Here is a 20793-nt window from a genome sequence, read left to right as displayed (position 1 = left end):
CTTCCTCTTATCGCAAGGTGGTGGGAGTGATCTATAGTTTCCTTCCACGCAAGGTTTCAGCACGTTTAAGTTCCCAAATAGCGGCTTTAAGTCCCGCATTCCAGCGCTGTTAACCATGCTCGGCCTTTCCTAAGTTGGTTTTCTTGCGTTTGTGTGAAGATTATGGGAATAACGGTAAAAAAGGGCCTTATTTTGCGAAAAAAAGGGGGTGCAGTAAAAATAGAGGAATTTTTTACTTCTATTATAAAGATATGGTGGCGAACGGAGGCTTTTTCCAAGCCCAGTCCTCAAATAACGGAAAAAATTCCCCCTATATTTGCGTAGGAGGGGGAAATCTCGAAATAAGGACATAAATTGTCTCTATTTCCGGCAGAGCTTTGTTTTGTCGCATCAAAAGACCGCCGGAGTGAATTCCTTCGGCGGTCTTTGTGCCGGAAGCCCCTCTATCACTGCTGCAGCTGCCGCAGTACGGTGATTTCGACGCGGCGGTTTTTTTGGCGGCCTGCGGCGGTGTCGTTGCCGGCGGCCGGGCGGGTGTCGGCATATCCGGCGTATTGGAAATGCTGCGGATCGAGCGCCTCCTTGTCGACAAAGAAGCGAAGCACCGACAACGCGCGCGCGCCCGACAGCTCCCAGTTGTCCTTGAATTTGGACGACCGGCCGATCGGCTGGCTGTCCGTATGGCCTTCGATGCTGATCACGGTGTCGAGCTGCCCGAACAGGCTGGCCAGCTTGGACAGCGTTTTGGCCGAACCGCTTTTCAAGTCCGCTTTGCCGGTATCGAACAGGAAGCGGTCGCTAAGCGTGATCGAGATACCTTTCGGCAGATCGGCCACATGAATTTGATCCTCGAGGCTGTTTTCCTTAATGTACGCCTCGATCAGCTGCATCAGGTTGCTCAGTTCTTGCTCCTGCTTGCGGAACGCCAGCTCGCGTTCGGTGAGCGGAGCCTGGCCGGAGTTGCCTTGGGCGGGCGCTTGCTGGCCGCCGTTCCCGCTGCTGCCGTCCTGGCCCGCACTGCCGGTTCCTTTGCCGTTCTGAGCGGTGGAGGAAGGAGTTTTGGCGTTGTAGCTGCTTAACGAGCCGGTGATGCCGGCGCCTTTATCGAGAATGGAGTTCCCGTTGCTGAACGTCATTTGCAGGGACTGGGTGACGACTTCGTATTTTTCCGCATCGAGCCGGCTCATGGCGTACATGATCACGAAAAAAATAAGCAGCAGCGTAATCAAATCCGCATATGTAATCATCCAGCGGTCTTTGGCATCCTGTTGTACCGCGCGCCGCTGCCGCCGCTGCCTCCCATGACCCGGAACCTCGGGTTTGTAATTGCCGCTTGGCGATCCCGGGCGACTCATATTTCATTCTCCCGGGAGTCGATGTTAAACCGCGTATTCGGGCTGAGCCCTGCGTCCGTTAACTGACCTGGAGTCCGGTTGTCGGCTGCGTACGATTCCAGCTTGCGGCGCACGAGCAGCGGATGATCCCCGTTTTGAATCGACAAAATCCCTTCGATCATCATCTCCATCCGGTCCACTTCCTCTTCGCTGCGCGCTTTGATTTTGGAGGCGATCGGGAGGAAAATCAGGTTAGCGCTGGCCACCCCATATAGCGTCGCAGTAAAAGCGAGCGCAATCGACGGCCCCAGCGCCGTCGGTTCGCTCAGGCTGCCGAGCACATGAATAAGGCCCATGACCGTGCCGATGATGCCCATCGTCGGCGCGTAGCCGCCGGCCGATTCGAAAACTTTGGCGTAGCTTTCATATTTTTTTTCCAAAGCGTCGATTTCGAGGCTCATGATTTGCTGGACCATGGTGCGTTCGGTTCCGTCCACGACCAGTTGAATCCCTTCGCGCAAAAAAGGATTCGGGTAGTCCGCCGCTTTTTTTTCCAGGGCAAGCACCCCTTCGCGCCGGGCCACCGTAGCCATGCCGACGATGTCTTCGATCAGCTCGCCCGAGTCCTGGTGCCGGGAAGAAAACGCGAGGGCCAGCGCCTTCGGCACCGTGCGCAGCTTGGAGACCGGAAAACTGATCAGCACCGCGGCGATCGTGCCTCCAAACACGATCAGGGCGGAAGTAAGCTGCATAAGTCCCCCAAGCTCGCCGCCTTCCCACAAGAAACCGCCGACCAGGGCGGCCAAACCGATAATGATGCCAAGTAACGTTGCGATATCCATCGAGTGTGTACAACTCCTATTCTTCGACTTACCGTTTGCATCTATAAGATGAAAAAGGTATAATACATGGGAACACGCATTCCTATTTTGTAAATTAAGGAAGGTGTATAGTTTATTCATCGGAATCATGACCGATCCTGTTTAACAAAAGGGCACGATTAGGCAAAAGGTCTCATTTATATATAAGTAAGACTAGGTAGAATTATGGGGTAACTTGTCGGATCCTCCTCTAGTATTTCATTTTAGACGATAGGGTGATGTTGGACAATGAGTGAAATTGTATTTAGCGATAATAAATTCGAGCTTGTCTCCGAGTTCACTCCGCAAGGGGATCAGCCGGAGGCCGTAAGGCAGCTCGTCGAGGGCATTCGCGCCGGGAAAAGACACCAGACGCTGCTTGGCGCGACCGGAACGGGCAAGACGTTTACGATCGCCAATACGATTGCCCAGATAGGCAAGCCGACGCTGATCATCGCCCATAACAAGACGCTGGCGGCGCAGCTGGCCAGTGAGTTTAAAGAATTTTTCCCCAACAACTCGGTAGACTATTTCGTCAGCTATTACGACTATTATCAACCGGAAGCCTACATCCCTTCCTCCGATACCTACATCGAGAAAGACTCCAGTATCAACGAAGAGATCGATAAACTGCGCCACTCCGCGACGAGCTCGCTGTTTGAGCGGCGGGACGTCATCATTGTGGCGAGCGTGTCGTGCATCTACGGCCTCGGTTCGCCGATGGAATACCGCAACCTGGTGCTGTCGCTGCGGGTCGGCATGGAGAAGCCGCGCAACCAGATTTTGAGCCGGCTGGTGGATATCCAGTACCAGCGGAACGACATCAACTTCGTGCGCGGTACGTTTCGGGTGCGCGGGGACGTGCTGGAGATTTTTCCGGCTTCCAAAGGGGAGCACGCCGTACGGGTGGAATTTTTCGGCGATGAAATCGAACGGATCACGGAAATCGACGTGCTGACCGGCGAATTGGTCGGCGAGCGCGAGCATGTGGCGATTTTCCCGGCATCCCACTTCGTTACGCAGGAGGAGACGATGCGGATCGCGCTCGCCAACATCGAGCGTGAGCTGGAGGAGCGGCTGGAAGAGCTTCGTTCCAAAGGAAAGCTGCTGGAGGCCCAGCGGCTGGAGCAGCGGACGCGCTACGACATTGAGATGATGAAGGAAGTCGGCTTTTGCTCCGGGATCGAAAACTATTCCGGGCCGCTGACGTTCCGCGAGCGGGGGGCTACCCCGTATACGCTGCTGGATTATTTTCCCGACGACTTCCTGATCGTGATCGACGAATCCCACCAGACGCTGCCGCAAATCCGGGCGATGTACAACGGCGACCAGGCGCGCAAAACGGTGCTGGTGGAGCACGGCTTCCGCCTGCCTTCGGCGCTGGACAACCGGCCGCTGAGGTTCGAGGAGTTCGAAGCCAAGGCGAAGCAGTTGATTTACGTATCCGCGACGCCGGGACCTTACGAACTGGAGCATTGCGATACGATGGTGCAGCAGATCATCCGGCCGACGGGCCTGTTGGATCCGGTGATCGAAGTGCGGCCAACGAAGGGACAGATCGACGACCTGATCGGCGAAATTCAGAGCCGTATCGACAAGGATGAGCGCGTGCTCGTGACGACCTTGACGAAGAAAATGGCCGAGGATTTGACCGACTATTTAAAAGAGATCGGCATCAAAGTAAGGTACCTTCATTCCGATATCAAAACGCTGGAGCGGATGAGCATTTTGCGCGACTTGCGGCTGGGCACGTTCCATGTGCTGATCGGCATCAACCTGCTGCGCGAAGGGTTGGATTTGCCGGAAGTGTCGCTGGTGGCCATTCTGGACGCCGACAAGGAAGGCTTCCTGCGGTCGGAGCGCTCCCTGATCCAGACGATCGGGCGGGCGGCCCGGAACGCGGACGGCCGGGTGCTGATGTACGCGGACAGCATCACGGAATCGATGGACAAGGCGATTAAGGAAACCGAACGGCGGCGCAGCATCCAGATCGCTTACAACGAGAAGCACGGGATTACGCCGCAGACGATCCGCAAGAAAGTTCGCGACGTGATCGAAGCGACCAAGGTGGCGGAGAGCAAGAGCGAGTATCTGGCCGACGCCGCCAAGGTCAAGATGTCCAAGCGCGACCGCGAAGCGATGATCCGCCGCTTGGAGGCCGAAATGAAGGAAGCGGCCAAAAACCTTCAGTTCGAGCGGGCCGCGGAGCTGCGTGACGCAATCATGGAACTCAAGGCGGAGTAAGCGGCGGCGAATTGGAGTTAAAGCTAAAAGCAGCTTGAGTCAACAGTTCAAAAATCTGTTATTCGGGATTTTTGAACTGCCTCAGTTTTAATATAGATGTTGTTTAAAATCGGCTTTTCGGCACCGAAGCGTATGTTTTGGCGATCCGCGTTTATGCTCAGGCGAAAATATAAGGACAAAAAACGCCGCTATTTCGCCGATATCTCTCATGTTGAGTGAAATAAAGGCATTTAATGCCGCTATTTTCTCCAGCCGCCGGGAAATGGGACGGCTTTTCGTTCCGGCATTGAACAATAAGGACGAAAAATGCCGCTAATGGGGATGAACAAGTTCAAATCCGGAAAATAAGAGCACAATGTGCCGCTATTTTTGGAAAGCAGCCTCAGAAACACGTGCTTGGTCCAGCCGAATTCAAGATTCGACGCCGAATCCGCTTCCCTATTCTTGCTTCGTGATCAAAAGATGATTTTTAAACTACCTTAGTTAGATGGATGTTTAAAAATCAGGTTTTCAGCACCGAGAAGGTTGGATGAAGCTAGGGATTGAGTAGCGGAGCGTACGTTCTGGGTACGTGAGCAACGGAAAGCCCGGCTGAATTCAAGATTCGACGCCGAATCCGCTTCTCTGTTCTTGCTTCGTGATCAAAAGCTGATTTTTAAACTACCTTGATAAAGGGAGATGAAACCGTTGGCTAGTGAGAATATAGTCATCAAAGGCGCCAGAGCGCACAATTTGAAAAATATCAGCATCACGATCCCGCGCGACAAATTTGTGGTGTTGACGGGCTTAAGCGGTTCGGGCAAATCCTCGCTCGCCTTCGATACGATTTACGCTGAAGGGCAGCGCCGTTACGTCGAGTCGCTGTCCGCGTATGCCCGGCAGTTTTTGGGACAGATGGAGAAGCCGGACGTGGACTCGATCGAGGGCTTGTCTCCGGCAATTTCCATCGACCAGAAGACGACGAGCCGCAACCCCCGTTCCACCGTCGGAACGGTGACGGAAATCTATGACTATCTCCGCCTGCTGTTTGCCCGGGTCGGGCATCCGCACTGCCCGGAACACGGCATCGAGATTACGTCCCAGACGGTCGAGCAGATGGTCGACCGCATTATGCAATATCCTGAACGCACGAGATTGCAAATTCTGGCCCCCGTCATTTCCGGGAAAAAAGGCGAGCATAAAAGCTTGTTCAGCGAAATTGCCAAACAAGGCTTTGTTCGGGTGCGGGTTGACGGCGAGCAACGGGATTTGTCGGAGAACATCGAACTGGAGAAAAACAAAAAGCACTCCATCGAAGTCATCGTCGACCGGATCGTGGTTAAGGAGGACGTCCGCAGCCGGTTGGCCGACTCGATCGAAACGGCGCTGAAAATGTCCGGCGGGCAAATTTTGGTCGACATCATCGGCCAGGAAGAGCTGCGGTTCAGCTCCAATTTTGCCTGCCCGATCTGCGGATTCAGCATCGAAGAGCTGTCGCCGCGGATGTTTTCGTTCAACAGCCCGTTTGGCGCTTGTCCGGAATGCGACGGGCTTGGCGTCAAAATGATCATCGACCCCGATCTGCTTATTCCCGATCCGTCGAAGACGATCGAGGACGGCGCGTTTGAAGCGTGGGCCGGAGGCACATCGAATTACTATCCGCAGTTTTTGAAATCCGTTTGCGAGCATTTCGGCATTCCGCAAGATGTGCCGGTGTCCGAGCTGACGAAGGAGCAAATGGACAAGCTGCTGTACGGAACGGGCGATACGAAAATCCGCTTCCGCTACCAAAACGATTTCGGCATGAGCAAAGAAGCTTTGGTAACGTTCGAAGGGATCATCCCGAACCTGGAGCGCCGGTACCGGGAAACCGCTTCGGAAGGCATCCGCGAGTTCATTGAAGAGTTTATGGGCACGAAACCGTGCGGTACCTGCAAAGGCCATCGTCTGAAAAAAGAAAGCCTCGCAGTCACGGTCAACGGGCAAAATATGGCTTATGCGACTTCACTCTCGATCGGTGAGGCGATGGAGTTTTTCGGCGGGCTGGAGCTCAGCGAAAAAGAAAAGCAAATCGCCCACCTAATCCTGAAGGAAATCAACAACCGGCTCGGTTTCCTCGTAAACGTCGGGCTCGATTACCTGACGCTCAGCCGGGCGGCGGGGACGTTGTCCGGCGGGGAAGCGCAGCGGATTCGGCTGGCAACGCAAATCGGCTCAAGCCTGATGGGCGTGCTGTATATTTTGGACGAACCGAGCATCGGTCTGCACCAGCGGGATAACGACCGGTTGATCTCCACGCTGGCGCATATGCGCGACATCGGCAACACGCTGATCGTCGTCGAGCATGACGAAGACACCATGCTGGCGGCCGATTATATCATCGATATCGGACCGGGGGCGGGCATTCACGGCGGCCAGGTAATTTCGCAAGGGACGCCGCAGGAAGTGATGAACGACCCGCGTTCCCTGACCGGCCAATATTTAAGCGGCAAAAAGTTCATTCCGGTGCCTTTGCAGCGGCGCAAACCGGACGGTCGCTGGCTGGAGATCAAGGGAGCGAAGGAGAACAATCTGAAGAACATCAACGTCAAATTCCCGATCGGCGTGTTTACGGCCGTGACCGGGGTATCCGGTTCGGGCAAATCGACGCTGGTGAACGAAATCTTGAAAAAAACGCTGGCCCGCGACTTGAACAGAGCGAGAGTCCGGCCCGGCCAATACAAGGAGATCAAAGGGCTGGAGCACGTCGAGAAGGTCGTGGACATCGACCAGTCGCCGATCGGGCGGACGCCGCGTTCAAACCCGGCCACGTACACCGGCGTGTTCGACGACATCCGCGACCTGTACTCGCAAACGAACGAAGCGAAGGTGCGTGGCTACAAGAAAGGGCGCTTCAGCTTCAACATCAAAGGCGGGCGCTGTGAAGCCTGCCGCGGCGATGGCATTATCAAGATCGAAATGCACTTCCTGCCGGACGTGTATGTGCCTTGCGAAGTGTGCAAAGGCAAGCGCTACAACCGCGAGACGCTGGAAGTCAAATACAAAAACAAAAGCATTGCCGATGTGCTGGAGATGACGGTGGAGGATGCCACGGAATTTTTCCAAAACATCCCGAAAATCCACCGCAAGCTGCAAACGCTGCTTGACGTCGGGCTGGGCTACATCAACCTGGGGCAGCCGGCAACGACGTTGTCCGGCGGGGAGGCCCAACGCGTGAAACTGGCTTCGGAGCTGTACCGCCGCAGTACCGGCAAGACGATCTACATCCTGGACGAACCGACTACCGGGCTGCATGTCCACGATATCGACCGGCTGCTCAAGGTGCTGCATCGTTTGGTCGATTCCGGGGACACCGTGCTGGTCATCGAGCATAACCTGGACGTCATCAAAACGGCCGATTACCTTATCGACCTTGGTCCGGAAGGAGGCAGCGGCGGCGGGACGGTCATCGCCACAGGCACGCCGGAAGAGGTCGTAAAGGAGGAAAACTCTTACACCGGCCGCTACCTGGCTCCGATTCTCGAACGCGACGCGAAACGCACCAAAGAGCTTGAAAACCTGGAAGTGGAGAGCCGGGAAGTGGGTTAAAACTATCCGCAGGGCGTAATGCAGTAATGCAGAGTAATCCGTAAAGAATTGCAGGAAGAAGTATAGAAGAAGTTGTAGAAAAAGTTGTAGAAAAAGTTGTAGAAAAAGTGTTTAAGACAGTCTGCGGCGGTCCCTTGTGATTGCGGGCAGGCTGTTTTCTTTGTCCGATTAAAGTAGTGTTCCATATGACGGGGGAGTGGACTTTTTGGCAAGAGGAAGCTTGAGTTTGTGTGGCGACAAATATAGTGTTAAGACGAAATTAAATGCATTTCCTACATTTGGGATGGCATGTTTGAGTCGGATGAGAGCAACAGTTGTAAAAAGTGCGATTAAATATAGGGTATAGAGGTTGGCCGAAACTAAGTTCTGTTTTATATGCAGGTTATGCAATTAAAACAAAGGATTCAGCCAAATTTCCGAAAGTAATTGTAAGTTTTGCACTTATTCACTACGGGCCTAGTAAATGAGCAAAGGGCTGGCACCAATTACCAGCCCTTTGCGATGCAATATCTGGCTGCCTCACGTTCTTTTACGAAGCAACCCCGGCCTCTAAAATGCCGCTAAGCTTCTCCTGGAAGGCGGGAATGCCAACGCGGCGGACAAAGCCGTGGAACGATTCCCCGGCGGTGCGTTGCTCTTTGTAGAACAGCAGGAGCTGCTCCAGCACCTGGGCCACCTGATCGCCTTTGACGCGGCCTTTCAAAGCCTGGTTAAACTGCGCCTGGGGTCCGTTAGGCCCGCCGCCGAGAGTGCCGCCCACGGCGATGTCGAACGCGTCGACCATGCCTTCCGGCGTTTTCACCAAAGAGCCTTGCAGACCGATGTCGGCGATATGCTTTTGTCCGCAGGCGTTCGGGCAGCCGATGAAATGGATGCGTACTTTTTCGTCCAATTCGACGTGCTGATCCAAATATTCGGCAACCTCGGCGGCGCGGCGTTTCGTTTCCACGATCGCGAGATTGCAGAACTCGTTGCCCGTGCAGGAGACGGTGCGGCTCATAAAATGCTTAGGAAACGGCGTCAGCCGCTGCAGGACGGGAGCTTTCAGCGCTTCCTCCACCTTGTCGTCCGGAATGCCGCTCAGCAAAATGTTCTGGGACATCGTGGTGCGGATTTTTCCTTCCCCGTATTGATCGGCCACATCGGCCAGCTGTACGAGTTCATCCGCATTGAAACGGCCGACGGGAACGTTTAGGCCGATGTAGTTTAAGCCCTTTTGTTTTTGCGGATGGACGCCGTCGAAATAGGCGGCTTGCCAGCCTACCGTTTTGTCTTCGCCGCGCGAAGGCATATCGCCGATCAATTCGATCAGTTTGTCTTTAAATTTTTCCGGGCCCCAATCGGCGACCAGATATTTCAGGCGGGCCTGATGACGTTTCTCGCGGTATCCGTAATCCCGGAAAATCGTCGTTACGCCGACCGCCACCTTCAGCACTTCCTCCGGTCTCACGAAAATATCCAAGGGCTTCGCCAGATGGGGCTTGGCCGAAAGACCGCCGCCAACCAGCGCGTGAAAACCGATTACCTCTTCGCCGCCGATCGTTTTGACGGCCGGAACGAAGGCCAGGTCGTTGATCTCCGCCTGCGCGTTGTTATAAATGTTGGCAGAGATGGACATCTTGTATTTACGCGGAAGATTCGAGAAATCGCGGTTCAGCAGGAAAAAGCGGTTGACTTCTTCCACGATGTCCGCCGTGTCGATCAGCTCATCTTTATCGATGCCGGCAAGCGGGTTGCCGACGATCGTACGCGGGCAGTCGCCGCAGGCTTCAAACGAATAAAGGCCGACTTCTTCCAGCCGCCGAAAAATATCCGGCAAATTCTCCACACGCAGCCAGTGGAATTGAATCGCCTGACGGGTCGTGACGTCCACGAGCCCGCGTCCGTATAATTTGGAAATTTCGGCTAACGCCCGGGCTTGCTTGGTGTTCATAATCCCGGTGTTGATCCGCACACGCATCATGAAATGGCCGTCCTTCGGTTTTTGCTGATATACGCCGGCCCATTTGAAACGGTCCATATCGTCCGCCGGGATGGAGTCATACCCTTTGACCGCGTATTCCTCGATAATGGTGCGGATGACGTCCAGGCCGTCTTTTTCCAGCTTGACGAATTCGAATTTGTTTAATTTCTCCGGTTCTTTTGTCCAAATCGGCTCGTATGCCATGCCTAACCCCTCCTTGTATGATCAAATCTATAATTCCGACAGAATAACTATGATATAAGCAACATAATGGTACCATAGTTATGAAGGAGCGTAAACCGACAGAAGGGCTTTTGGACATAAGACTTCCTTATGGAAAAACAAAGTTCTGGTAATAATGAGGATGTCAATGAACAAATGCGCAAAAGAGATAAAAAACCATGCCTTTAGAGTTATTTTTTTGACGTTTTTTTGTCTTTCCTCTTGCATCCGGCGGGGCGGGAAGATAACATAGAAGGAGATATGTAATTTCGTGGATTTCAAGAGGAGGTTTCGCGATGTTGCTCGCCGCAGCGGGAGAAACGACAACGACGTTTAACGGATTCGATATTTTTATGATTTTGTTCACCGTGATCATTTTGATCGGCGTGGTCCGCTTGTTCAAAGAACGTCCGAAGAAAAATCTGTTCGCCATCGCCTTCGGGATTATCAGCCTGCTCGTGTTTTTGGTGTCCGACGCCATTATGATCAAAGGCTGGTTCGGTTAAGCTTCCGGTACATAACCCTTCATGCAGTGAAATGGTTGGGCATCTTAATCCGGACGGGATGAGGTGCCTTTGAATTTTTTTTAGCGTAAAGTCTTTACGAATCCGCAAAGTGTAATATAATGGAAACAGGTGAAGCACACCTTGATATCGTTCGTCGATAATCGAGGTGTGTTTTTTTATTACCTTAAATGGGTTATTTTCACAAAATAGGGATGTTACGGGAGGTGATGATGGAAAAGGGGCGAATAATTAGAAATAAGGTATTTTATGTGATTGGTGTAAAACAATAGAAGGAAGGATGAGGCAATTCCATGAAAAAATGGCTGTCATTTCTGTTGGCCGGGGCTTTGATAAGCGCTTTTATTCCGTTCGGGTCCCATACGGCCGTCGGCACGGTGAATGCTGCAGCAATCACTTTCAAGGACGTGAAATACGACCACTGGGCGAAAAAGGCGATTGATTCGGCGGTCGCCAAAGGTTACTTCAAAGGCTACGCCGATGGAACCTTTAAGCCGAACGCGACCGTGACCCGGGCCGAATTTGCCGCGCTTTTGGCGCGTGTGGCGAAAGGGGATACCGCTGAAACGGCTTCTTCCGGCCATGAGTTTTCCGATCTGACAGGTCATTGGAGCGAAGCCGAGGTGGAACGCGCCGTGTCCCTCGGATTTGTTCAGCCCGGCGACTATCCGAACGGATTTAAGCCCAATACGCCGATTACCCGCTTTGAAATGTCAAAATGGATGACCTCGGGGCTGGCGGCGGCCGCTGAGGATTACAAACAAGCGTTGGAGGATACGAAGACCACCGTGATCCCGGTAAAGGAATATTTTAATCCCGGCATACCGCAAACTAAGTCCTCTTACATCGCCGTAGCTTTAGGAACGAAATTAATGAGCGGTTACCCGGACGGCTCCTTTGGCCTGGACAAAAACGCAACCCGGGCGGAAGCTTCCACGATCCTGCTGAATCTGGAACAGGTTGGCGGCCAAAAGGCCGACGACTTCCTTGGCCTCAAGGAACTGCGCCAGGTCGGCACGGAACGGACCAATCTGGAGACGATCAGCCCGTTTACAACCGGCAACACCTCTTTAAACGATGTGGCGGAAAAAACACTCACATTCCGAAATAACGCCGGCAGCCTAAAGCTGCACAATTATATCGTGGTCGATACCGAAGATTTCAAAAATATTAAGAGTATCTATGCGCCGTTGTTTGTGGATGAGACGGATTATAACAGTAGAGTAGATGAGAGGGGTGTATACAGAGCATTTATTCAAATTACAATTAACCCAGAGACGAATGATTTTAGCCTTGACCACTATATGAATGGTATACGTGATGGAATTGTAGCGGGAAGCAGGGTTACAAATCAAAATGTTATGCAGAAATATGGATATCTTACTCTTCCGCATATGGATGCGATGGAGTTTTTTCGAAAACATAACAATGGCAACGGGATTACCCTATGGGTCCAGATTTTCTTAGATTCTTCTAAGAAAATCGGAGATCAAGTAACAACAGATGACGGTTCATTTGCAGTCCTAAGTAACAAATGATGGGGAGTGGCGCGATTTGAAAAAGTTGATCACCAGTTATTTGGTGTTAATTCTATCTATCGCCCCCTTTTCGAGCTATTCCTATGCCGCATTCTCAAATGGCTACCCTGTGGAAAAGATAGAAGTTACCCCAAATGGGCCGGCCCAGATGCAGACTATAAAGGTAGAAGTAAAAGGAGAGGATGTGGCTAGGCCGAAGGTTGTCTGGGTTCAAAGCGATACTGATATTTGGACGGCTACATTTGATAACGGAACTCGGGTAGAAACCGGTACTCACAACGGCGGGGCAAATGCTGAGCCATTAAAAAAACGTACAGATTTTGGACTGGATATGACCAATTATGCTCCATCTTCAATGACAGATTCGCTCAATAATACGTTCTCTAAGGCGTACGTTAAGGACTTAGCGATTGAGGATATGAAATGGAGAACCGAACTAAGTTATGAACCTGTTGGCTCCAAACCATTATTTCAATCAGGAAGTACTAAAGCAACCATTAAAGTTTCAACGGGGTATCCATTGGAATACAGTTTAAGATACAAATACTCCACCCGCTACGACGGAGCGGACAAGTTTATGGCCGAATACTACATCCCGATGCTCGTCAATTACAAAGGGTACGTGGTCGAGAAAAAGAAAATGCGCGTGCTGGACAATGCCACGCTGGCGGTGGGTCAGACCAAGGAGATGAAAGCTCAGGTAGCGACACTCGAATATAATATGTCGGATTGGAACGACAATTGGTATGACGTCACAACGGCTTCCGAAACGGTATGGACGTCTGACAATAGTGCGGTGGCTACTGTAGATGGTTCAGGGAAAGTGACCGCCAAGTCCAAAGGAACGGCCACGATCACCGCCCAATGGAAAAAAGGACCGTACTGGCTGTATGGAGCGGCCACGATTACGGTCGGAACTGGCGGGGATCCCGAGGGTCCTGGAGACCCGGAAGAGCCGCCAGGCGTAAAATGTACGAATCCATCACCTGAGCGATCTATGGCCGGTGAGGATTTTAACCCTAACGCGAGCGCAGTCATTAAAGCAGACAGCCGGGGAAGTGAACGATTCGATGTAGCGGATGGCATACCAACCTCGGAAAGTTTGTATGGTAATGTCACAGCAAAAGAATATTTGTATAACTACAAATACAATAAAATGGTAGGGACTTGCACCTTTACCGTGCCTGTAACAAGAGATTTTAATCTGCGTTGGGTAGAATACGTATTCGGTGTTGGCTATAAGCACAGATCTGAAATTGTAACGTTGACTTATGACGTTAAGGTTACGAAGCCCTATGCTTACTGGGCGGTAGATGAATTTCAGATGTATGAGATAGTCAGGGCGACGCTTTTGAACTATGCCTTTGAGGGTGGTGGAATCTCGATTTTGCCAGCGGGATATGATCCGCCCGATTTTGTATTAGCGGCTTACTCTACCCATATCCAACCCCCGCCACAGATTAAAACCATTGTACTGAGGGATAAGGACATCGATGGCGGAACTAAAAGGCCGGATATTGAAAACGATACACGCGAGCGGGGGGAAATGGAAGCAGAAGGCAGTAAACGTGCGCCCAAGCTGTATGTCCGAAATGATTTACTGGAATTTGCAGGTCAAACAATTATGAATGACGGCTGGGTAGAAGGACAAACTGAAATGCCGGGTGAAATTCCGGAAGCGAAAATCGTTAATGACAACGTACTATATAGCCCAGACCATATTATACCAACTAGCAAAACGAACAAGGCGGACCAAGCGAGCAGCGGGAGGATTTACTACGAAATCATGAACGGGAGTACCGATGCGGACGCCAATAAAGACTTTCCAATCTACGGGATCAATTCGGTAACGGTACATACGCCGGTTGTCATCTATCCCAGCGTTTCGGATGATCGGGCCCACAATCAAAAAACGAATCCAGCCCAGGGGCGTTCCGCGATTATTCTTGACCGGCCTTTTACCGTGGAAATGCCAAACAGCGGACAGCATGCGAATTATCTCGGTTATGGGAACCGGAACTACCTCAAATACATAGGCAGCAAGCAGGTGCGTTTCCCGTTTGACGTGTACGCCGGAACGAAATCGGCTTTTTATCCGAAAAATACCTGGATCGAAGTGGACAAAAGTAAGGAGTCGTTTGCGTTTTTCTTACCGGTGTGGGTGGATGAAGGCTTTTACGATGTCGAGTTTCGCACGATCGCGCACAATGCGCCGTCCGGGGCCACGGATCAAACCAATGCCAATCTGGATCTTAAGCATCATATCGCTTATGATACCGTGCCGGTGGATGCGATCGGGCGCGTGTACGATTTTCACGTGACGGACATTGCCGACTATAACTGGGAAAGTGTGTTCCGGACCGAAAAAGGCGGGCGAACGCCGACCGGTGCGTCTTATTGGGTAGGCTTGAACGGGATTGACGGGGCGGCGCGCGGCAACACGAGCAGGTACACACTGCCGATCCGCCCGGGCAGCCATCCGCTGTACAATAACGCTGTGATCAAGACGGGCTACCATTTCAAGTTTGACCTCAAAACGAAAGGGAATATGCTTGGGGCGAAGGATCAGATTGCAATTACGCCGGCGTTTTATTTTATCGATGCGAAAAAAGGCACACGGACGCCCGTCGATTTGTACTACCATACCGGCAGCAAAAGCTACGTTAAAATCGGCTCGCCTTCCGACAAGGTGCAGCGTTATGTCGTTTTGAACGAGCGGCTGCGGAATGTGCCGGCCGAGGAGTTGACCGATACGGCGCTATACAAATACGATCACGACTATACGTTTAATCAGGTGGTCGGGATCGGGCGAAGCCAGTTCGTGCAGAACTTTATCCGTAAAACGGCGAAGCAGCGGACGGCCGCGGGCAGTTTCAGCCTGCTGCGGCTGCCGGAAGGCGTGCGGACGCTGATCGGACCCAAAACCGATCTGCCGCCCAGCGTCGATCCGGCCCGGGCCAATGCCGCGGTGCAAAAATGGTACGGGGAATACAGCTTGCCGTCCGACCTGTACGCGGTGGCGGCGGGTACGAATGTGGCCGAATACGGGCGGACGCACGGCGGGCTGACGGATAAGTCGCCGATATTTTTGAAGGATGGATACATCGTCGTGAACTTTAACATCAAGACGGTGCGGGATGGGAACACGGACAAGCCCCACCTTCAGTATATCGATGCCCCGCTAATGAACCAGTGGTTCGGGCTGGAAGGGTTTAAGCGCAGCGCGGACGATCCGTACGGACGGACCTTTGCGCTGCTGGACGGGGACGTCGTGTTCTATCACGCGGACCAATCGAGCCGGGGCGATTTTCGTTCCATGGTTACGCATTAGAAAAGTTTGGGAAGACTCCTTTCTCCGGTTTTTGGGGAAGGAGTTCTTTTTTGCTCACGGATTTGCAAGTTCTATGCTACAATGTTCTAGTCTATTAACGAGCAAGTGAGTTGCGGGAGGACCCTAGAGTTATGAAACCAAGTCCGTTTATTGCAGTGGAAGGCGCGATTGGGGCCGGCAAGACAACGCTGGCGGCGATGCTCGCTGAGCGGTTTGATTTTCCGCTCCTGAAGGAGATTGTGGAGGAAAATCCGTTCCTGGACAAGTTTTACCAGAACAGCGGGGATTGGAGCTTTCAACTGGAGATGTTCTTTTTGTGCAACCGGTACAAGCAACTGGAGGATACGGCGCTGAAGTTTGTGTCCCGCCGCCGGCCGGTTGTGTCCGATTATCATATTTATAAAAATTTGATTTTTGCCCAGCGCACGCTGAAAGGGGGCCAGCTTGACAAATACCGGCAGATTTATCATCTGCTGACCGACGATTTGCCAAGGCCTAACCTGATCGTGTATATCCGGGCGGATCTGGCGACCCTGCAGCAAAGAATCAAAAAACGCGGCCGGAGCTTTGAGCAGGACATCAATCCCGGTTATCTGGAGCGGTTAATCGAGGATTACGATGAGGCGATGGCCCGCATTAAAGCGAATGAACCTGAAACGGTTGTCATCACGGTGGACGGCAATGCGATGGATTTTGTCGAGCATCCGGAGCATTTTGAACAAATTGTTGCCGAGATAAAGGAGCGCATATAAACGATGAGCCATGATTTTCACATTCCCCAAGACGCTTTGATCACGGTCGCGGGCACCGTAGGCGTCGGTAAGTCCACGCTGACCACCGCCCTTGCGGCCCGGCTCGGCTTCCGCACTTCGATGGAGAAGGTTGATCAGAACCCCTATCTGGAGAAGTTTTATCACGATTTTGAAAGATGGAGCTTTCATCTGCAAATTTATTTTTTGGCCGAACGTTTTAAGGAGCAAAAAGCGATTTTCGAAGCGGGCGGCGGATTTGTACAGGACCGTTCGATTTACGAGGACACCGGTATTTTTGCCAAAATGCATGCCGACCAGGGCACGATGTCCAAAACCGATTACGAAACGTACAGCAGCCTGTTTGAGGCGATGGTGATGACGCCGTATTTTCCGCACCCGGATGTGCTGATCTACTTGGAAGGCAATTTGTCCTCGATTTTGAAGCGGATCCGGCTGCGAGGCCGGGAAATGGAAATCCAGACCGACGTATCCTATTGGGAGCAGATGTATGAGCGATATGCCAAATGGATCGAGGAGTTTGACGCGTGCCCGGTGCTGCGGCTGAACATCGACGAATACGATGCCACGGATGAGGCCTCGCTGGACGAGATCATCCGCCAGGCGGCGGAGATCATTCAAGCGTCGCGGGCGCGGCGAAACAAATAGCATGGTAAAACCTCCGTATCCCGTTATCGGGAGCGGGGGTTTTTTGGCTGAGGGGCAAGGCCCTTTTTCGAGGGTGGAGGATAATGGGGATTATAACTGAATATGTGATTAGCTTTACTATAATGATATTGCAAATCATACACCTAATTTTATATCAAGATGCCCTGTCATTCGTTTCAATTGCATTTCATGCACTTACATTCCCGTTTCATTACCTTTCCTTTAAAAGAAAACAAGGTAATTGCAGGAATTGCACTTCATCAAGCGCTGTGGCAGCTTTTCCGGATAACTAACTGTACATTTTGCAACAACTGCCGGAATTGATTCGCAAAGCGCTGCCAAATCCAGGAAAAGGCTTTCCGCTCTGATTAAGCGTTAGCGTCAGCAGGACGGTGAAATTAATTTCAAAACGCCTGAAGGTCCCCGAAATCAAATAAGTGCTTTTTTCCTTGTGAATGGATGGAAAAGCTAGAGTACGTCGGCAATGTCTGCTAGAATATATAGGTTGACGGATGATTAAATTTTGAACTTTTATTAGGTATGGATATAGATTTAAGACTTTGTGCCGGCTTAAGCCGGTTTTAGGAGGATATACATGAGCAAGGCAGGATTGACGAGGCAGGATGTAGAGCTGCTGGCGCCGGCGGGTGACTGGGACTGCATGCGGGCGGCGGTGGCGAACGGGGCGGATGCGATTTTTTTCGGCGTCGAGAAGTTTAATGCCCGGGCGCGGGCGAACAATTTTCGGATGGACGAGCTGCCGGAGATCATGGCGTTTTTGCACAGCTATGGGGTCAAAGGGTTTCTGACGTTTAACATTCTCGTGTTCGAGGATGAGTTGAAAGAGGCGCGGGAACTGGTGGAGGCGTGCATCGAAAGCGGCGTGGACGCGGTGATCGTGCAGGACCTGGGGCTGGTGAAGCTGATCCGCGAAATATCGCCGGATTTTCCGATTCACGGATCGACGCAGATGACGATTACTTCGCCGGAGGCGGTGGAGTTCGTCAAGCCGTGGAACATGGAGCGGGTCGTTTTGGGACGGGAAAACAACCTGAAGCAGATCAAGGTGATTGGGGAGCAGGCCAAGCTGCCGATGGAGGTGTTTGTGCACGGGGCGCTGTGCGTGTCGTATTCCGGTCAGTGCCTGACCTCGGAAATGTGGGGCGGGCGCTCGGCCAACCGCGGCGAATGCGCGCAGGCGTGCCGGCTGCCATACGACCTCATGGTCGACGGGGAAAAGAAACCGATGGGCGATGTGGCCTATCTGCTGTCGCCGAAGGATTTGGCGGCGATCGACATTATGCCGGAGCTGATCGAGGCGGGCGTGACCTCGTTTAAAATCGAAGGGCGGCTGAAAAGTCCGGAGTACGTGGCGAACGTAGTAAGCAAATACCGCAAGGCGATTGACCGCTATTTTGACGGGGATGATACGAAGCCTTCCAAGGAGGAGATCCGCGAGCTGCAGCAGAGTTTTTCGCGCGGCTTTACGCACGGGTTCCTGGAAGGGACGAACAATAAAAAGCTGGTTGACGGGACGTTCCCGAAAAGCCGGGGCGTATACCTGGGCAGGGTCGAAAAGGTGCTGCGCGACGGCGTTGTCTGCAAGCTGGAAGCACCGCTCAAGCGCGGCGACGGGATCGTGTTTGATGCCGGGGATCCGACGAAAAAAGAAGAAGGCGGACGCGTTTACGACCTGCGCCGCAAAGGCGTGAAGCACGAGGGCGAGGCCGGCGAGGGCTGGATCGTGGACATCGTGCCGGGCCGGAATGACGTGGATTTGCGCCGGCTGCATGTCGGCGACCGCATCTGGAAAACGAGCGATCCGGCGCTCGACAAACGGCTGCGCCAAACGTTTGAGACGGACAAGCCGTACCGCGTGTTTCCGGTGCATGTGCGGGCCGTCGGGCATCCCGGCGGGCTGCTGACCACCTTCTGGACGGATGTGCAGAAGGGCATGATGGTGCGCGTCGACTCGGAGCTGGAGCTCGAGGTCGCGCAAAAACGGCCGATGGACGCAGCGCTGCTCGAAGAGCAGTTCGGGCGTCTCGGCGGCACGGTGTTTCAGCTCGAGAAGCTGGATGCGGAGCTGCATGGCGACGTCATCCTGCCGATTCGAGAGCTGAACGGCATCCGCCGGCGCGCGGTGGAGCTGCTCGCCGCCGAGCGGCCGAAGCCGCCCGTGTGGACGCGGGCGGCGGCGGGGGACGCCCCGCTTGCCGCGGGCGGGGCGTCCGTGGCGGCCCCCGCGCACGGCGGGGGGCCGGGGGCCGTACCCGGCGCGCTGCTTGGCAGCGCCGGAAGCGCGCGCGCAGCGTCCGGCGGAGCCGACGCTGCTGCGCAGGGCGGCGCCGCGGGCGGCCTGGCCGGTGCCGGCCCGCGCCGCGCGCCGCATACGCACGGTGAAGCGCAGCTCACCGCGCTGTGCCGCAGCCTGCCGCAGGTGCAGGCTGCGCTCGAAGCCGGCGTCTCCTTTGTCTACGCCGACTTCGAGTTTATCAAGCAGTTCCCGGCAGCGGTCGAAGCCGTTCATGCCGCCGGTAAGCAAATTGCGCTGGCCACGCCGCGTATCCATATGCCGGGCGAAAACGGCTACCACAACAACATCCTGCGCCTTCAGCCCGACGCGGTGCTGGTGCGCAACACCGGGGCGCTGTACTTTTACCTGCGCCACCGGATGGAGAATCCGTCGGCCGTGCACCCGCGGCTGATCGGCGATTTTTCGCTGAACATCGCCAACCACAAAACGGCCGAGCTGTTCCTGGAGGCCGGCTGCGATATCGTCACGCCGTCCTATGATTTGAACATCCAGCAGATGGTCGACCTGCTGCGGGTCAGTAGGGCGGCCGACATGGAAGTCGTCATCCATCAGCATTTGCCGATGTTCCACACAGAGCATTGCGTGTACTGCACCTTCCTAAGCGAAGGTACCGACTACACCAACTGCGGCCGTCCGTGCGAGCAGCACCGGGCATCGCTGCAGGACCGCATCGGCATGTCCCACCCGGTCCGGGTCGATGAAGGCTGCCGCAACACGGTGTACAACGCGATCGAACAGTCCGGCGCGGAGTATTTGAACCATTTCCTTGAGCTTGGCGTACCGCGCTACCGGGTTGAATTCCTAGAGGAAACCCCGGATCAGGTGCACAAGGTCATCGACCTGTACAACCGCGCCCTGCGCGGTGAAATCAGCGGTACCCAAGTCTGGAAAACGCTAAAAGCTACCAACCAGCTCGGCGTTACCCGCGGACAACTTGTGAAGTAAATACGGAGGGAGTCTACAGCAGTTCTAACTGCTTAGGCTCCCTTTTTGTACGCACAAAATTTTTCGTCATGCAGAGAAATTATCGCATCGCAGAAAATAACGGAACAAAAAGGCGTTATTTTCGCTAGATCCCTGGAATCTAGTGGGATAGAGGCATTTTTTGGCGTTATTTTGCGGGGAAGGCGGTAAAGACGGCAGATATCCAGAGCGCCGGGAGAAGTAAGGCCATAATTTACTGCTATTTTCTCGGTGAAGGAAGAAAGCGCTTCAATAACGCCTAAAAAGTCCTTTATTTGCGCACAGCACCATCGCTCGATCCGGCACGCTTACCACCTCTGGCCAGAAGCCGTACCCAGAAGCCGTACCCAGAAGCCGCAGCCGGAGGCACCGCCTGGAAGCTCGTCTGGGGGGCCGGTTGCCGCTGTCGACTAGAAGCCTGCCCCTCCTAAAAGCGCTGCCCGAAGCAGCATCCGGAAGCCGAGCCAGAGGCACCGCCTGGAAGCTCGGCTAGGGGGCCGGTTACCGCCGTC

At 53.5% G+C, this 20793-nt stretch carries 11 protein-coding genes; 8 read left to right on the top strand and 3 right to left on the bottom strand.

What is annotated here, in order from left to right; genetic code table 11:
* Positions 1 to 446: 446 nt before the first annotated feature.
* Both NYE69_RS32265 and NYE69_RS32260 read right to left on the bottom strand, forming a co-directional pair.
* The gene (locus NYE69_RS32265; RefSeq protein ID WP_340930127.1) at positions 447 to 1355 is read right to left on the bottom strand and encodes an OmpA/MotB family protein; all 909 of its coding nucleotides are present in this window, start codon (positions 1353 to 1355) and stop codon (positions 447 to 449) included.
* Positions 1352 to 2176 carry a flagellar motor protein gene (locus tag NYE69_RS32260; RefSeq protein WP_155620295.1) on the bottom strand — a complete coding sequence of 275 codons (825 nt, stop codon included), beginning with the start codon at positions 2174 to 2176 and terminating at the stop codon, positions 1352 to 1354. Before NYE69_RS32260 ends, NYE69_RS32265 begins: the two co-directional genes overlap by 4 nt.
* Before the next feature lie 267 nt (positions 2177 to 2443).
* Between NYE69_RS32260 and uvrB the strand changes: the two genes are divergently transcribed.
* Positions 2444 to 4438 (top strand): excinuclease ABC subunit UvrB, encoded by a 1995-nt coding sequence (gene uvrB / locus NYE69_RS32255; protein ID WP_155620296.1) that lies wholly within the window; start codon positions 2444 to 2446, stop codon positions 4436 to 4438.
* A gap of 687 nt (positions 4439 to 5125) precedes the next feature.
* On the top strand, positions 5126 to 8005 hold the full coding sequence (gene uvrA / locus NYE69_RS32250) for an excinuclease ABC subunit UvrA (protein WP_340930125.1): 2880 nt from the start codon (positions 5126 to 5128) through the stop codon (positions 8003 to 8005).
* A 529-nt stretch (positions 8006 to 8534) separates the two neighbouring features.
* Here the strand turns inward: uvrA and NYE69_RS32245 are convergent.
* Positions 8535 to 10172: a nitrite/sulfite reductase gene (locus tag NYE69_RS32245; RefSeq protein WP_340930123.1), complete on the bottom strand. Its 1638-nt coding sequence runs from the start codon at positions 10170 to 10172 to the stop codon at positions 8535 to 8537.
* Between the two features lie 314 nt (positions 10173 to 10486).
* Here NYE69_RS32245 and NYE69_RS32240 point away from each other — a divergent pair, with 314 nt between their 5' ends.
* From NYE69_RS32240 to NYE69_RS32215, 6 genes are all read left to right on the top strand, one after another.
* Positions 10487 to 10696 (top strand): hypothetical protein, encoded by a 210-nt coding sequence (locus tag NYE69_RS32240; protein ID WP_036619413.1) that lies wholly within the window; start codon positions 10487 to 10489, stop codon positions 10694 to 10696.
* A gap of 311 nt (positions 10697 to 11007) precedes the next feature.
* Positions 11008 to 12252 carry an S-layer homology domain-containing protein gene (locus NYE69_RS32235; RefSeq protein ID WP_340930120.1) on the top strand — a complete coding sequence of 415 codons (1245 nt, stop codon included), beginning with the start codon at positions 11008 to 11010 and terminating at the stop codon, positions 12250 to 12252.
* Positions 12253 to 12772: 520 nt separating this feature from the next.
* Complete coding sequence (locus tag NYE69_RS32230) at positions 12773 to 15583, top strand: DUF5704 domain-containing protein (protein WP_340930119.1); 2811 nt, start codon at positions 12773 to 12775, stop codon at positions 15581 to 15583.
* Positions 15584 to 15714: 131 nt separating this feature from the next.
* The gene (locus NYE69_RS32225) at positions 15715 to 16335 is read left to right on the top strand and encodes a deoxynucleoside kinase (protein ID WP_340930117.1); all 621 of its coding nucleotides are present in this window, start codon (positions 15715 to 15717) and stop codon (positions 16333 to 16335) included.
* 3 nt (positions 16336 to 16338) lie between these two features.
* On the top strand, positions 16339 to 17001 hold the full coding sequence (locus tag NYE69_RS32220) for a deoxynucleoside kinase (RefSeq protein ID WP_340930115.1): 663 nt from the start codon (positions 16339 to 16341) through the stop codon (positions 16999 to 17001).
* A 595-nt stretch (positions 17002 to 17596) separates the two neighbouring features.
* The gene (locus NYE69_RS32215) at positions 17597 to 20263 is read left to right on the top strand and encodes a U32 family peptidase (protein ID WP_340930113.1); all 2667 of its coding nucleotides are present in this window, start codon (positions 17597 to 17599) and stop codon (positions 20261 to 20263) included.
* The last annotated feature ends 530 nt before the right edge of the window (positions 20264 to 20793 follow it).

This window comes from Paenibacillus sp. FSL R5-0527 (assembly GCF_038008055.1).
Taxonomy (GTDB): domain Bacteria; phylum Bacillota; class Bacilli; order Paenibacillales; family Paenibacillaceae; genus Fontibacillus; species Fontibacillus macerans.
Note: the sequence above shows the minus strand (reverse complement) of the source record. Positions and strands in the feature narration are given on the sequence as shown.